Genomic DNA, 14525 nt, shown 5'->3' with positions numbered 1-14525 from the left:
GAGACGTTTCCGGGGGAGAATGCGGGCATGCGAACAATTCTGAATGTGATCTGGCTGATCCTGTGCGGTATCTGGCTGGCCATTGGCTATGTGCTGGCCGGCATCGTGTGCTTCATCCTGATCATCACGATCCCGTTCGGGATCGCGTCCTTCCGGATGGCGAACTACGCACTCTGGCCGTTCGGGCGCACTGTCGTGCGCAAGCCCGGTGCCGGTGCGATGTCGCTGATCGGCAACATCATCTGGATCGTGGTGGCCGGTTGGTGGCTCGCCATCGCCCACATCACGGCCGGAATTCTGATGTGCATCACCATCATCGGGATTCCGCTGGGGATCGCCAGCTTCAAGATGGTGCCGATCTCGCTGTTGCCGCTCGGTGCCGAGATCGTGCCCTCCGACTCGCCCGAGGCCGCCTACCGCTGATCGCTGCGTCGACCGAGACGTGCGAGGAGCCGGGTCTGACGGTCGGCGTCGTCGGGGATATCGATGCGTTCACACACGCCCTCGCTGTAGAGGGCGTCGCCGAATCCGTCGGCGGCGGTCTCCATCTGCGTGAGTTCGTCGTCGGTGAATCGAAGGTCGAGACCTGCGGCGGACGCGACATCCCAGCGGTGGGCGATCATGTCGAAACCGTAGAACCTCAGCAGTGTTTCGCCGACGGTCGTCGGGCCGAAGTGGCCGTCGAAGGTCAACTCGGCGACCTGCGGGTCGGCCAGGACGCTCTCGACTTTCTCGCGATGTGCGCGCCAGGCCGACGCGGGATCGTCGAGGTCGGGCGAGGCACCGAGGTCGACGTCGTGGCCGCCGAAGAAGTCGCGCTGCGTGCCGATGACGTGGCCGACGACGTCGCGGACGGTCCAGCCCGGGCACGGCGACGCGGCCGCCCATGCGTTGGCGTCGACGGTGTCGAGGACGGCGCCGAAACCCGTCGCGAGTTCGGCGTACTGGTCGGCGATGGTTGGTGTGGTGTCAGTGGAGGTGGTCATGATGTCAGTCAACAGCGAGCGAGGTGGTCCGGGATTGAACATTCGCGACAGATCTGAGCGAGACGGCCTCGACGACGTCGAACGAGCACATCTCGTCGACCCCGCCGACACCTCGTTCCAGATCGGCCGTTGGGGTCCGACGCCCGACCTGGCCGAGGTGATCCGCCGATTCTGGGTGCCGGTCTGGTCGGTGCCGGCCGGCGCCGGGAGCGCAGCGAGCGGGCCGAATGTAGCCGGCGCCGGGAGCGCAGCGAGCGGGCCGAATGTAGCCGGCGGTCAGGCACCGCAACGGGTCCTGCAGTATCCCGTCTGTCTCATGGTGGTGAGCAACGAGTACGCCCGGTTCTACGGAGTGGCGACCGGTCTGAGTGAGACGACGCTGAGCGGCCAGGGTTGGGCGGTCGGTGTGATGCTCACGCCGGCGGCCGGTGGTCTGCTGCTCGACGGTCCGGTCGACGAGTGGACCGACCGGCACGCCGAACTGTCAGAGGTGTTCGGCGAGCGAGGTGCCGAGCTGGCCGACCGGGTGCGCACGACGATGGCCACCGATCCCACCGAGGAGAGCACGCAGCGTGCGGCGACCGGCGTGGTCGAGGACTGGTTGCGTCCGATCCTCCCTCTCGACGACGCCGGGCGGCTGATCAACGAGATCGTCGACTACGTGGAGAACGATTCGTCGGTGGTCGCGATCGGTCAGATCTGTGCACGATTCCATCTCACCGAACGAAGTCTGCAACGGTTGACCCGACGCCGACTGGGGTTGACGCCGAAGTGGCTGATCCAGCGTCGGCGGCTGCACGAGGCGGCCGGTCGGCTCCGCGCGGCCGACGGCACGCTGGCCGCCCTCGCCGCCGAATTCGGCTACGCCGACGAGGCACACCTGGTGCGGGACTTCCGCACGGTCACCGGCCTGACGCCGCGCGAGTTCACCGCCCGATTCACCTGAGAGAGTTCAGAACTGGACCTGCGGCGGAGCCTGCTGGCCCTCGGGTGCCCGGTAGAAGTCGCGGTTGCCGACCTTCGCGATCCCGGCGAAGAACATCCACGGGATGGTCTGCACCAGGCTGTTCAGCCGGGCGACGGCGTCGTTGTAGAACTGCCGGGCGAACGACAGCTTGTTCTCGGTGTCCGACAATTCGTTCTGCAACTGGATGAAGTTCGACGACGCCTTGAGGTCGGGGTAGTTCTCGGCGACGGCGAAGAGTCGGCCGAGCGCCTGGCCGAGTGCGCCGTCGGCAGCGGCCTTCTGTTCGACAGTCCCGTTCTGTGCGGCCTGGGCGACCCCGGCTCGTGCGGCCGTGACCTCCTCGAAGACGCCGCGCTCGTGGGCCGCGTACCCCTTCACGGTGTTGACGAGGTTCGGGATCAGGTCGGCGCGCCGGGTCAGCGCGACGTCGATGCCGCCGAGCGCTTCCTGCGCCGCGATGTCGGCGCGGCGCAGCTTGTTGAAACCGACCATGGCGAACACGGCCAGGAGTACGACGATCACCACGATGATGACGATCAGGATGATTGCGGTCATTCTTCACATGCCTTTCGCGTAAGTGCTTCCATGATCTCCGGTCACCAGGAACCCCCGCCACCACCGCCACCTCCGCCGCCGGAGAAACCGCCGCCACCACCGCCCGAGGAGGACGACGACTGAGTGGCCGAATACGCCGACAACGACGAGGACAGGCTGGACTCGAAACTGTCGAAACCGCTCGCGTCGCCGAAGAACCCGTGCGTGGTGCTGCTCGAGGTGGGACCGAACCACACCGGTACCGGAGGTTCGGAGCCCGTCGCGATCCGGTACTTCTTGGCCCACGCATCGGCACAATCGAAGGCGACGGCATAGGGGATGTAATCGGTGTAGAGCTCACGCCGGGCGCTGAAGTCGAGACGTTCCTGATTCGACGTCGTCGAGATCAGACGCTCGAATCCGCCTGCGCGGGACCAGATGTCACGTCCGAGCAAGGTGCGTCGCGTTCCGACGCCTGCCGCGTACAGTCCCGCGCCGCCGATGGCGAAGGCGGCGATGGGCGCGACGATCAGCGAGAACGGCAACCATTGGAAGAAGAACAGCACCGCGGCCACCACGAGTGCCAGCGCGACCAGTGCGCGACCGGTCCATTCGAATCTGCTGGTGTTGATGGCGCCGCTCTCCGCCGCCCACTTCGACGTCGCGGACGCCAGCGCTCCGGTGGCCGCCTGCAGCTTCTCGCCGGCGTCGACCGAGCCGTCGGTGGTGAAGCTGCGTCCGGCTTCTCCCGTCAGGTACAGCGCCCCCGCTGCCGCCCGAGAAGGCGCGTCGATCTGTTGCCACGCACTGCTGTCGACGAGGGAGGTGACCGTCCACTCGGTGCCGTCGCGGTCGAGGCGGACGTATCCACGATCCGCCAGGTAGAGCAACGTCGCGACGAGTGCCCGTTTCGGCATCCGCTCGCGCGTGACGAAATACGACTGCACCGGACCGAGGTACCCACCGGGCCGCTGCGGATCGGTGGGTGGCTCGTACATCACCGGCAGAAGCGGCGTCGACTCGCGGCTGCGCAGCACCCACGCGACGCCGATCCCGAAGGTCAGTAGCGACAGCAGCGCCAGCACGATGGCCACCCACAGCGATCTGCCCAGGATGGGGTCGAAGAACACGGGCCATGCGGTGGCGTCTCGCTCCGGTGCGGCCGACGGCAGGTCGGCGCGGAAGGTCACCCCGGTGTTGGGGTGGAGCGCGCCGGTGGTCACCGTGAACTGCGTCGGGCCGGATCTCGTGATGGTGCAGGCCGTGCCGTCCCTCGTGCGGCATGCGGTGGCCAGCGGTGCCTCCGGGAGGTCGACGACGGTCTCTGATCGGGCGATGGCCATGCGCCAGCCGTCGGGCACGACGCGCCACAAGAACCGAGACGTGTCGCCGCCGCTCCAACTCCCTGCCGTCATGTCCTCGGCGCTGCTCGGTGCGATCGCTCCGGCGATCTCGTAGGTGATCACATAGGTGTGGATGCCGGGCGTGAGATACCTGTCCGGATCCCCGATCTTGGCGACGCGGAACCGCTTTCCCGATTCCCAGCTGAAGTCCACCGGCACCGAACCGTCGTCGAGCGCCACGGTGATGTTCTCGGGGATGTAGCGAACATGCGAGTCGGCTGAGTCGGTGACGTCCCAGAACCGGAAGATTCCGTGCCGGGATGCCGGGAAGTCCGCGGTGATCGTCTCGCGGGCGGTGAGCCTGCCGTCGGCGGCGACGCGGTATTCGGCGCGGTACTCGGTGATGCTGACGGGGTCGACTCCCGAACCGGCGTCGTCGTCGACGTCGATCGACGGGATCGCCAGGCCGATGAGCGCGAGCACCGCGACGGCGACCGACATCAGTACACGCTTCATCCACGGAAGCCTAGTGGTGTGTCTCCAACGCCGGAGACTGGTCACGTATTTTCCGAGACACACCACAAGTAAGTGACTCTGTCGATCGTCACTCCAGGTGGGAGGGTATGTCTCACCTTCGACCGACACCCCCCGAAACGGGCATGCGGGCTACTCTGGACTCGAGCACGCGCGAGCGACTCCGTCGGGGGAATGTTGCCGAGGTCACACTTGGCACGGCAGAATCGGAACCCTATGAGGCAATCGACGGAGGATGAATGAGCGACGCAGCCGCCGTGGCCTCCCGGATCCGTCAGGCGTACGAGAATTTCCTGTCGGGTATCACCCCGCCCGAGGACTCCGTCCGGTCGGTGGTGCGAGAGTCGTGGGCGCGTTCCCTCAACCGCGGTGTCGACCCTGGTGAGGCCGATCCCGACAAGTCGTCGACGCCGACGATGAGCGAGTCGGAATTCACCGAGTACCGTGCAGCGCACCCCATCACCGCCGTTCGACCGCTCGTACAGTCGTTGATGGTCGACGCGATCGCCGACTCGGGTGTCGTGGTGGCGCTGACCGATCAGGTGGGACGTCTGCTGTGGGTCGAGGGCGAGACGGGTGCGCGCGACAAGGCCAGCCACATCAACTTCGTCGAGGGTTCGGTGTGGAGCGAAGAGGTGGTCGGCACCAACGCGCCTGGGCTGGCGCTGGCCGTCGACCGCGGCGTGCAGGTCGTCGGACCGGAGCATTTCTCCGGGGCTGTACAGGAGTGGAGTTGCGCGGCCGCCCCGGTGCACGATCCGCTGACCGGCCACGTGATGGGCGTGATCGACGTGACCGGAGGCCGGGAGGTGGCAGCGCCTTTCGCATTGGCGGCGGTGCGGTCGGTGGTCGCCGCTGTGGAGCGTGAATTACAGTCCAAGGCAGTTGATCTGGCAGACCCCAATACTTTTGTCGAGACGATCGAGGGCGCGCGTCTCACGGTGCTGACGGACCAGGGATATCGGTGGCAGCGCGCCGGCGCGTCGTCGAGGACATTGTCCCGCAGGCACGCCGAGATTCTTGTTCTGCTGCAGGCATTTCCCGAGGGGCTCAACACCGAGCAACTGGCGCTGAAGCTGGCCGAGGACGGCATCGACCCGGTCACCGTGCGCGCCGAGATCTCCCGTCTGCGTCGCGATCTCGGCGACGACGTGGTGGGTTCGCGACCGTATCGGCTGACGGCAGAGTTGTCGTCGGACGTCGGCGACATCCGCGCGCGGGTCGCGTCGGGAGGCGAACTCGAGTCGGTGATCGACGAACTCGGCCGTGGCGGTCTGCTGGTGGAATCGGCGGCGCCCGGCATCGTCGAGATCTTCGAAGAACTGCGCGAAGACGTGCGTTCGCGGGTGATCGCCGAAGGGAATGTCGGGGCGCTGCGGAAGTGGACGTCGTCCATCCATGGTCGCGACGACCTCGCTGCCTGGCGGCGCCTGGAGCATCGGCTCCCCGTCGGACATCCCGACCGCGCGGTCGCCGGTGGACGCATCCGGCTGCTCGACAAGCGGTACGGCCTCTAGCTCGACCCGCGGAAATCTGTACGTGGGAGGTCCGTCGGGTGCACAGTGCAATTGGCGAGGCTCCCAGGTACAGGTTTCCGACGAGGCGAGCTGTCCACAGTTGGGACGGTCTCCACAGATTCGGCGGTGCCCGGGCTGGGCTGGTCGCACGGGGCCCTTCGGGCGTCGATGCTGCCGCGCATGGAATTCGAGAAACTGATCGAGACGTTCGGCGGCGTCGTCTCGACCGCTCAGCTCATCAGGTGCGGCAACACCGAACGGGAGATTCGGGAAGCGATGGCAATCGGATTCCTGACACGGATACGGCACGGCTGGTACGCGACGCGCGACGCGGATCCCGTTGTGGTGAAAGCTGTTCGCTCCGGTGGCGTGGCGTCCTGTCTGACTGCACTCGGCAAGCACGGGGTGTGGGTACCCGAGCATCCACGTGACTGCCATTTCCGGGTGACCCGGCATGGGCAGATCAAGGCCGACGACGCGTGTCGTCGCTACGGGCGTGACGTCGCCGCGGTGGGCGCCGTCGACGACGTCGCGACCGCGCTGCTGTACTCACCACATTGCGTCGACGAACTGGGTTTTCGCGTCCTGTGCGAGTCAATCCTGAACAAGAAGCTCATGAGACGCGCCGCGATGGTGAAGCTGTTCAAAGGTGGGCCGGCCTACCTCACCGACATCGTCCGCCATGCCGACGACAAACCCGAGTCGGGGACCGAGACCATCGCGGCGCAACGATTCATCGGCGCGGGCTTCTCTGTGCGCCCGCAGGTCTGGATTGCACCAGACATCCGCGTCGACCTGCTCGTCGGCGAGGTGCTGGCGCTCGAGATCGATTCGCGAGCGCATCACACCGGTGAGGACAACTACGAAAGCGACCGGGCTCGCGACCTGAAGGTGACGGCGCTCGGCTACATCCCGCAGCATCTGACTTACAAACAGGTGGTCCATCAGTGGCCGAAGACGCTCGAACAGCTTCAGATCCTGGCGCGACTTGGGATGCATCGGGGTCCACGTCGGCGCAACGGGCGACGGAAGATTGCCGGCTGAGCGCCGTCGGATGTCTGTACGTGGGAGGGCCGTCAGGTGCACTGTGCAGCTCACGGGGCTTCCAGGTGCAGATTTCCGACGAGGTCGGAGGGCTGTGATCAGCGCAGATGCCACGTTGCAACCGCTGCAACGCACGTGCAACCAAGGCACTCCTACTCTGTGCAACAGATCACATGCAGACCACTCAGTGGCTCATGTGACAACCACAACGTCCTCGCCCAGCGAGGCCGACATCGAGGAGTTACACCACATGACTGTCTACGCAAAGCCGGGAGCCGAAGGCTCGGTCATGAGCTACGAGTCGCGCTACGACAACTGGATCGGCGGCCAGTGGACCGCACCGGTCAAGGGCCAGTACTTCGAGAATCCGTCGCCAGTGGACGGCAAGGTCTTCTGCGAGATCGCGCGCTCGACCGCCGAGGACATCGACCTCGCGCTGGACGCCGCACACAAGGCCGCACCGCAGTGGGGCAAGGTGCCGGTGGCCGAGCGTTCGCTGGTCCTGCTGCGCATCGCCGACCGCATGGAGGAGAACCTCGAGAAGCTGGCCGTCGCCGAGACCTGGGACAACGGCAAGGCGGTCCGCGAGACCCTGGCCGCCGACATCCCGCTGGCCATCGACCACTTCCGCTACTTCGCCGGTGCGCTGCGCGCCCAGGAGGGTTCGATCTCGGAGGTCGACGAGGACACCGTCGCCTACCATTTCCATGAGCCCCTCGGTGTGGTCGGTCAGATCATCCCGTGGAACTTCCCGATCCTGATGGCCGTCTGGAAGCTCGCACCTGCGCTTGCCGCGGGCAACGCGGTGGTGCTCAAGCCTGCCGAGCAGACCCCGGCGTCGATCCTGTACTTGATGAGCCTGATCAGCGACCTGCTGCCGGCCGGCGTGCTCAACGTCGTCAACGGCTTCGGCGTGGAGGCCGGCAAGCCGCTGGCGTCGAGCAACCGCATCCGCAAGATCGCCTTCACCGGTGAGACCACCACCGGCCGCCTGATCATGCAGTACGCCTCGGAGAACCTCATCCCGGTCACCCTGGAACTCGGTGGCAAGAGCCCCAACATCTTCTTCGACGACGTGATGAGCGCCGACGACGGCTTCCTCGACCGCGCGCTCGAAGGCTTCTCGATGTTCGCGCTCAACCAGGGCGAGGTCTGCACCTGCCCGAGCCGTGCGCTCATCCAGGAGAACATCTACGACGACTTCATCGGCAAGGCCGTCGACCGGGTCAGCCAGATCAAGCAGGGCAACCCACTCGACACCGACACCATGATGGGTGCGCAGGCGTCGAACGACCAGTTCGAGAAGATCAGCTCCTACCTGGCCATCGGCAAGGAAGAGGGTGCCAAGGTCCTCATCGGCGGCGAACCCGCCGACCTGGGCGGCGACCTCTCCGGCGGCTACTACATCAAGCCGACCGTGTTCGACGGCCACAACAAGATGCGCATCTTCCAGGAGGAGATCTTCGGCCCCGTGCTGGCGGTCACGACCTTCAAGGACTACGCCGACGCCATCCACATCGCCAACGACACCCTCTACGGACTCGGTGCCGGTGTGTGGAGCCGCGACGGTGCGACCGCCTACCGTGCGGGCCGCGAGATCCAGGCCGGCCGCGTGTGGACCAACACCTACCACGACTACCCGGCACACGCCGCCTTCGGTGGGTACAAGCAGTCGGGTATCGGCCGCGAGACCCACCTGATGATGCTCGAGCACTACCAGCAGACGAAGAACCTCCTCGTTGGATACGCTCAGAACGCGAAAGGATTCTTCTGATCCGGAACTTCGTTCGGATCGGGGTCTTCTTCTAAGCCAAAGAGGTGTAAGACATGACCACCGAACAGCAAGCAGTTGATCGGGTGGTCGCCACAGACGCCGCCGTGCAGCTCCTGACGAAATTGTCGGAGCTGCACGGCGGACTCATGATCCACCAGTCCGGTGGGTGCTGTGACGGCTCGGCCCCGATGTGCTATCCGGTCGGGGAATACCGTGTCGGACAACGTGATGTGTTGGTCGGCGAGATCGAACTCCCGGAACCCATTCCGGCGGTGCGGGTCTGGATCAACGGCGACCAGTTCGAGCTGTGGAAGCACACCCAGATGATCATCGACGTCGTCAAGGGGCGCGGCGCGGGATTCAGTCTCGAAGCGCCCGAAGGGGTTCGGTTCCTCGCACGCTCGCGTGTGTTCAACGAGGAGGAGAACACCTGGCTCGAGGCGTGCCCGCCGCGGCGCGGCGCGGAGGTCAGCTGACCGACGGATGGTCGAGCCACCAGGCTCGAACCATGCCGTCGGGCCGGCCGGGTTCGATGTAGTGCTCGGTACCAAAGGCAAACGGGAACATCTCGATCGGCAGTTCCAGGAGCTGCTTCACGTCGCTCTGGCTGGCATGACACGCCAGCGCCTCGCGTTTGGTGTACACATCGTCGCCGAGGTCGACGGCCCAGTGCAGTTCCGCCTCGGGGGTTCCGATCGGGTTCCCGTCGTCGCCGCGGGTGTCCGGGTCGAACCCTTCCATGCCCATCTCGGTTGCAAGCGTGAACAATTGACGCATGAGATCGCGGTTCATCGTGACCTCGAGGTAGCGCGGCGTTCTGGCCGCCAGGTCGGCAGCTGCGCGAGTGGCCTTGTGCAACATGACATGATCGGGGTGGCCGTAGCCGCCGTGCCAGTCGTAGCCGACGACGACGTCGGCATCTTCCTCGTCGAGCAGGTCGGCCAGGCGGCGTGCCGCTTCGCCGAGGTCGGCGCGTGAGAACACTCCGTCGGCACCGTTCTGCGACCATCCCGTCATGCCCGAGTCGCCGTAGCCGAGCCATTCCACCCGCGCGGTACCGGTGATGGCCGCCGACGCCTCCGCCTCGCCGCGGCGTCGAATCGCCACTGTTTCGCCAGGGGCCAGATCACCTGGGTCATCGCCCGGATCGCCGTCGGTGCAGTAGACGACGACCACCCGATGTCCCTCCCGCGCAGCGCGAATCATGGTGCCCGCGGTGCCCGTTCCCTCGTCGTCGGGGTGGGCGTGGACGAAGACGATTGTGCTCACCCGTCGATCATGTCATCCGACGACGCGCCGGGCCCGCGACCTCTCGGTCACGGGCCCGGATTGTTCGTCCTCACCAGAGGTCGAAGCCGACGTTGGTGTTCGGGTAGTGGCTGGTGAAGTTGTGGTTGATCCGGTACTGGCCGGCGCTCGCACCCGACACACCGGTGGTCCCGGTGTTGGTGTTGGCCTGCGAGTTCAGCACCTCGTAGGTGGCGGTCGGCCCGCCGACGCCGATGCGGTAGGCGACGGTCGCGGCGAGCTTGGTGCCGTGCGGTGCGACGACGGAGATGGTCTCGCTGGCGCCCGGTGCCAGTGTCTGGCGGGCTCCGCTGACGACGACCCCGTTGCCGCTCGTGCCGGTGCTGAGCAGATGCTCGGTCTTGTTGGTGTGGTTGGTGATCGTCATCGCGATGGTCGGCTCGCCGGCGTGCGTGACCGGCAGGGTGCCGGCATTCGCGATACCGGCGAATCCTGTTCCGACGGCGGCGATTCCGGCGACTCCGGCGGCGGCTGCGGTGATGCGGCGGGTGGTGGTGTTCATGGGTTTCTCCTCGGTGTGCGGCGGGGTTCTCCTGTGGTCTTGCCTGACACCGAGAACTTTGCCGTGGATCGGTTCCGGGCGGATTCCGCCAACCATCTGATGGATCGGATGAACGGGACTTCCCCCGATCGGGGGACATGCAGGGATAGCCTTCTGTGATGGCGGAGTGGTTCGCGCGCGACATCGTCGACAACGGGCGATTGCCGCTGTTCTTTCTGCTCATCGCGTTTGTCCTGACGTTCCTGTTCATCCGGTTGAGCGTCCGGATGATCCGTGCCGAGGTGAGTTGGTGGCCGGGCAACGTCACACCCGGTGGCCTGCACATGCATCACGAGTTCTTCGGTGTGATGCTGATGCTGATCTCCGGCTTCTCCTTCGTGGTGCTGTCCAACTTCCATACCCCCGTGGCGGATTGCGTCTTGGCCGTGGTGTTCGGGATCGGCTCTGCCCTGGTGCTCGACGAGTTCGCACTGCTCCTCCACCTGCGTGACGTGTACTGGGAGGAGGAGGGGCGCGCGTCGGTCGACGCGGTGTTCGTCGCCATCGCGTTCGTGCTGCTGTTCCTGGTGGGATTCCGGCCGGTGGGGTTTGCCGATGTCGCCGATGTGCAGAACGCCCCGACAGTCGGGGAGAAGATCGCGGTGATCGTCCTGGTCGCCATCGTCGGACTGCTGGCGATCATCACCCTGTTCAAGGGCAAACTCTGGACCGGTTTCCTCGGCCTGTTCATCTCACCGCTGCTGATCGTCGGCGCCATCCGGGTCGCACGGCCTCAATCCCCCTGGGCACGTTGGCGTTACGTCGATCACCCGGGAAAGATGGCCAAGTCGCGGGCACGTGAGCGGCGGTACCGGCAACCGCTGATCCGGTGGAAGGTGGTGGTGCAGGAAGCGCTGGCCGGACGGTTCGGGATTCCGGAAGCACCCGCCGAACCCGTCGTCGTGCCGCCGAACCCGCAGCATCCGCGGCGCGCGCCCAACCGGGTCGCGTCGGCCATCCGATGGCGCCGGACGCGGAGGCATCTGGAGCGCCGGCCGCCGTGGCGTCTGCCGGTCACCATGGTGTCGGTCTCGATCGTCGTGGCCGTGATTGCCGCGCTGGTCGACGACGACCTCGAACTCCGCGAGCTCGACGTCGGGACGACAGCAACCCTGCTCGGCGTGATCGCCGGTGCGATGGCCACACTCACCGGTCTGGTGTTCACCGCGGTCACCCTGGCGATGCAGTTCGGGGCGTCGCAGATCTCGGTCCGGGTGATCCCGATGTTCCAGCAGGATCCGGTGATGCGGTGGTCGATCGGGGTGTTCCTGTCGACCTTCGCGTTCACGCTGATCATCGCGCTCGACCTGGCCACGGGTGCCGAAGGCGGGCCCGGGATCTCGACGGGTGTCGCACTGGGAATGACGCTGCTGAGCGTGTACATGTTCATCATCCTGATCGGCAAGGTCGGCAGCATCCTGAATTCGTCGCAACTGCTGCGCTGGGTGGAAACCGAGGGACGCGGCGCCATCCGCAGGCTGTATCCCGACGAGATGCCTGTCGACATGGAGCGAACCGTTGCGCGCATTGGTTCCGACGACGATCGGGTCACCGACACAGAGCCGGGAATGATCGTCACCCTGCGGGACATTCCCACGCGTGGCAGGGTGCTGCTCGCCATCGATCTCGCGCGTATCCAGCGGCTGGCAATTCGGTGGGATGTCCAGGTGGACTTGCTGATCGGGATCGGCGACTTCGTCCCGAACAATGCCGGGGTCTTCGAGGTGTTCGGCGATCGTCGCCGGGTGCATCCGCATCAACTGCTCACCTGCCTGCTGTTCGGTGACACCCACCTGCCCGAGGTGAGTCCGGCCGCGGCACTGCAGGCGATCACCGACGTTGCGCTCAAGGCACTGTCGCCGGCCATCAACGATCCCAGTCGCGCGGTGCAGGCGCTCGATCACATCGAGAATCTCCTACTGATGTTGGCGCCGCGAGTCTTCGCTGATCAACAGTCCGGCTCGCTGTCGATGATCCGGGGCTACCGTCGCAGCTGGGCAGATTATGTCGCCATCGGAACCGATCAGATCCGGCAGTACGGGGCGGGTTCGGCACAGGTCGAGCGCCGGCTCCGTGCGCTCTTCGAAAACCTCATCGCGCAATGCCCCGACGTGCAGGACGCCCCACTGATCGAGCGACTGCAGGCGCTCGACGAGCAGGTCGAACGAGAGTGGCCGACCAGTCTCGACCGCCGGCTCGCGTCCGAAGCCGATGTGCAGGGGTTCGGTTCCGAGAGTGGCCGGACGCGGGGGCGTCGTCTGAGCATCAACAGGCCGAAGCCTGATCCCCTGGAGTAGTGGCAAGCACCTTTACTTGTAGGGCCGGGGCACGATCTCGGTGCGGGGCTCCGCATGCTGTGGCGGTAGCGGACCGGACGGGTGGGGAGCGCTCGGCCCCGGTTGCGGGGTGGGCCACGCCGGAGCGGGGGGCGGTTGCGGAGCGAACCCCCTGGACGGCGGCGCGAATGGCCCGGATTGTGGCGCGAACGGTCTGGATTGGGGCGGACCGTAGGGGGGCGGTGCATACGGCGGCGGTCCATACAGCGGCGGGGGTGGGGTAGGACCCACGCCCGCGGAGGCGAACATCTCCGGATGCGCCCGCACATACCCGGCGACCCACGAAAGCCCCAGCCCCAGGGCGACAGTGGCGGCGAGCAGAAATGCGTCGATCGCGATCGTGCCGGCGGCATCCGAGTACACGGCCGGCGGCGTATCCGGCAGGCCGGACCAGGGAGCAGCGAAGACGAGTGGCGTGGCGAGCAGTGCCCACAGGCTCTTGGCGAGAACAACGATGAAGCCGGCCGCACACGCCGCAAGGAACAGGTGCCGACACAACGTCGCCGGCCACGCACTCGTCCCGCCGCGTGCCTCCAGTATGGCGAAAACTCCTATCACCACCGCGAATACAGTCATCGCGGCGACCGCGCCCAGCGCGAGAGGGCGACGTTCCTGTGGCGCCGCGGAACTGATGCCGACCGCGAGCAAGGTGCACACCACGATGCCGAGCACGCCCGACGCCACATGCATTTTCTGCCAGTTACCCGAGCCCATGGCCGCTGTGGCCGGGATCAGAAGAGCCACGCTCAGAGCGCTCGCCGCGGCGAGCAGAGCGCGCCACCGTTCGGCGGAGACGTTGTCCCACATACTGACCGGCTCCTGGGACAGTGGATGCTTGGTGACCGACGTGACCAGGCGGTCGATTCCGAAACCCAGCCAGGCTGCGCCGACAAGAGCGGCAACCACACCAACGCGGCTGAACAGGACGATGAAGAAGATTCCGCCGTAAGGGGTTTCGGTCCCGGAGAGAGTGGCGTCGAGCTGCTCGTAGATGTTTCCGGGACGTGTGGACTCACTGAGTCCGTTCAGCGCCGAGACCATGGCTTGAGTGCACCCCAACGCGACCAAACCCCCGACCGGAGCGGCGAGCAGTGCCCATTTGCTGGCGCGCCGAGTGCTCATCCAGGCGACGAGAAGTGCGATGAGGGTGAGGAAGCTGGACCAACCCGACGATGAGAACCCAGGGTCGGGCGGTTCGTCGGTCGGTGTCACGGTCGCGGCGACGAGCCCGAGCGAGAGCACTGCCGGTATCCACACCAGTCGCGCCGAGAGCGCCCGTCCGAACGGACGGGTTCCCGGTCCCGATGTGATGAGGATCGCGGGCAGACCGCAGAGCAGAAAGGTCACGACGCCGATGATGCAGATGGTGGTGATCACTTCTGCCTGGGTGACCGGTGTGGTGCGGCCCTGGAAGAACTCCCCGTTGCCGTAGGCGAGTTGCAGTACCAGGCTGGCCGGATAGGCCAGTACATAGACGACCGAAGCAACAACGACACCGACGAAGCCCCGTGGAACGGTGCGCTGCGATCGGTTTGCGGCACCGGGGTGAGCGTGGGGGTGAAAGCCCGCTCCTGCCGGCGGTGGGAAGTGCTGCGAGCCATATGGATCCGGCGCAGGCATGTTCATCGCCCGATTATAGGG

At 66.1% G+C, this 14525-nt stretch carries 13 protein-coding genes; 7 read left to right on the top strand and 6 right to left on the bottom strand.

The window, feature by feature from the left end; translation table 11 throughout:
- Window positions 1-27: 27 nt before the first annotated feature.
- Window positions 28-423 carry a YccF domain-containing protein gene (locus ACWDTF_RS11585; RefSeq protein ID WP_240857423.1) on the top strand — a complete coding sequence of 132 codons (396 nt, stop codon included), beginning with the start codon at window positions 28-30 and terminating at the stop codon, window positions 421-423.
- Here ACWDTF_RS11585 and ACWDTF_RS11580 read toward each other — a convergent pair.
- Window positions 414-986 carry a TIGR03086 family metal-binding protein gene (locus tag ACWDTF_RS11580; RefSeq protein WP_449754405.1) on the bottom strand — a complete coding sequence of 191 codons (573 nt, stop codon included), beginning with the start codon at window positions 984-986 and terminating at the stop codon, window positions 414-416. The two genes, ACWDTF_RS11585 and ACWDTF_RS11580, sit on opposite strands and share 10 nt — an antisense overlap.
- A 1-nt stretch (window position 987) precedes the next feature.
- Here ACWDTF_RS11580 and ACWDTF_RS11575 point away from each other — a divergent pair, with 1 nt between their 5' ends.
- Entirely contained in the window at window positions 988-1932 is a 945-nt protein-coding gene (locus ACWDTF_RS11575) for a helix-turn-helix domain-containing protein (RefSeq protein WP_449754404.1), read from the top strand.
- 6 nt (window positions 1933-1938) lie between these two features.
- On the opposite strand, the gene ACWDTF_RS11570 is transcribed toward ACWDTF_RS11575, so the two are convergent.
- Together ACWDTF_RS11570 and ACWDTF_RS11565 are read right to left on the bottom strand one after the other, a co-directional pair.
- On the bottom strand, window positions 1939-2508 hold the full coding sequence (locus tag ACWDTF_RS11570; RefSeq protein ID WP_449754403.1) for a LemA family protein: 570 nt from the start codon (window positions 2506-2508) through the stop codon (window positions 1939-1941).
- Window positions 2509-2549: 41 nt separating this feature from the next.
- Window positions 2550-4346 (bottom strand): DUF2207 domain-containing protein, encoded by a 1797-nt coding sequence (locus ACWDTF_RS11565; RefSeq protein WP_449754402.1) that lies wholly within the window; start codon window positions 4344-4346, stop codon window positions 2550-2552.
- 257 nt (window positions 4347-4603) lie between these two features.
- Between ACWDTF_RS11565 and ACWDTF_RS11560 the strand changes: the two genes are divergently transcribed.
- The 4 genes from ACWDTF_RS11560 to ACWDTF_RS11545 all read left to right on the top strand — a co-directional run bounded on the left by ACWDTF_RS11560 (window position 4604) and on the right by ACWDTF_RS11545 (window position 9175).
- Window positions 4604-5881 (top strand): GAF domain-containing protein, encoded by a 1278-nt coding sequence (locus tag ACWDTF_RS11560; RefSeq protein ID WP_355277992.1) that lies wholly within the window; start codon window positions 4604-4606, stop codon window positions 5879-5881.
- 180 nt (window positions 5882-6061) lie between these two features.
- Entirely contained in the window at window positions 6062-6925 is an 864-nt protein-coding gene (locus tag ACWDTF_RS11555) for a hypothetical protein (RefSeq protein ID WP_355277995.1), read from the top strand.
- Window positions 6926-7175: 250 nt separating this feature from the next.
- A complete protein-coding gene (adh, locus tag ACWDTF_RS11550; protein WP_240857415.1) occupies window positions 7176-8699 on the top strand; it encodes an aldehyde dehydrogenase in 1524 nt (507 codons plus the stop codon).
- Window positions 8700-8752: 53 nt separating this feature from the next.
- On the top strand, window positions 8753-9175 hold the full coding sequence (locus ACWDTF_RS11545) for a DUF779 domain-containing protein (protein WP_240857414.1): 423 nt from the start codon (window positions 8753-8755) through the stop codon (window positions 9173-9175).
- Here the strand turns inward: ACWDTF_RS11545 and ACWDTF_RS11540 are convergent.
- Complete coding sequence (locus tag ACWDTF_RS11540) at window positions 9168-9968, bottom strand: PIG-L family deacetylase (RefSeq protein WP_433257299.1); 801 nt, start codon at window positions 9966-9968, stop codon at window positions 9168-9170. The two genes, ACWDTF_RS11545 and ACWDTF_RS11540, sit on opposite strands and share 8 nt — an antisense overlap.
- A gap of 70 nt (window positions 9969-10038) precedes the next feature.
- On the bottom strand, window positions 10039-10509 hold the full coding sequence (locus ACWDTF_RS11535; protein WP_449754401.1) for a hypothetical protein: 471 nt from the start codon (window positions 10507-10509) through the stop codon (window positions 10039-10041).
- 158 nt (window positions 10510-10667) lie between these two features.
- Between ACWDTF_RS11535 and ACWDTF_RS11530 the strand changes: the two genes are divergently transcribed.
- Entirely contained in the window at window positions 10668-12845 is a 2178-nt protein-coding gene (locus ACWDTF_RS11530; RefSeq protein WP_449754400.1) for a DUF2254 domain-containing protein, read from the top strand.
- A 12-nt stretch (window positions 12846-12857) separates the two neighbouring features.
- Here ACWDTF_RS11530 and ACWDTF_RS11525 read toward each other — a convergent pair whose 3' ends face one another.
- A complete protein-coding gene (locus ACWDTF_RS11525; RefSeq protein ID WP_355278004.1) occupies window positions 12858-14510 on the bottom strand; it encodes a hypothetical protein in 1653 nt (550 codons plus the stop codon).
- Window positions 14511-14525 lie beyond the last annotated feature (15 nt).

The sequence above is a fragment of the Gordonia sp. NPDC003422 genome, assembly GCF_053588675.1.
This window is presented reverse-complemented; position numbering and strand designations above follow the sequence as displayed.

Bases quoted from the DNA above. Each gene is read 5' to 3' on its own strand.
- ACWDTF_RS11580 (WP_449754405.1), bottom strand. From the start codon at position 986: ATGACCACCTCCACTGACACCACACCAACCATCGCCGACCAGTACGCC.
- ACWDTF_RS11535 (WP_449754401.1), bottom strand. From the start codon at position 10,509: ATGAACACCACCACCCGCCGCATCACCGCAGCCGCCGCCGGAGTCGCC.
- adh (WP_240857415.1), top strand. From the start codon at position 7,176: ATGACTGTCTACGCAAAGCCGGGAGCCGAAGGCTCGGTCATGAGCTAC.
- ACWDTF_RS11555 (WP_355277995.1), top strand. From the start codon at position 6,062: ATGGAATTCGAGAAACTGATCGAGACGTTCGGCGGCGTCGTCTCGACC.
- ACWDTF_RS11560 (WP_355277992.1), top strand. From the start codon at position 4,604: ATGAGCGACGCAGCCGCCGTGGCCTCCCGGATCCGTCAGGCGTACGAG.
- ACWDTF_RS11585 (WP_240857423.1), top strand. From the start codon at position 28: ATGCGAACAATTCTGAATGTGATCTGGCTGATCCTGTGCGGTATCTGG.
- ACWDTF_RS11565 (WP_449754402.1), bottom strand. From the start codon at position 4,346: ATGAAGCGTGTACTGATGTCGGTCGCCGTCGCGGTGCTCGCGCTCATC.
- ACWDTF_RS11530 (WP_449754400.1), top strand. From the start codon at position 10,668: ATGGCGGAGTGGTTCGCGCGCGACATCGTCGACAACGGGCGATTGCCG.
- ACWDTF_RS11545 (WP_240857414.1), top strand. From the start codon at position 8,753: ATGACCACCGAACAGCAAGCAGTTGATCGGGTGGTCGCCACAGACGCC.
- ACWDTF_RS11525 (WP_355278004.1), bottom strand. From the start codon at position 14,510: ATGAACATGCCTGCGCCGGATCCATATGGCTCGCAGCACTTCCCACCG.
- ACWDTF_RS11570 (WP_449754403.1), bottom strand. From the start codon at position 2,508: ATGACCGCAATCATCCTGATCGTCATCATCGTGGTGATCGTCGTACTC.
- ACWDTF_RS11575 (WP_449754404.1), top strand. From the start codon at position 988: ATGTCAGTCAACAGCGAGCGAGGTGGTCCGGGATTGAACATTCGCGAC.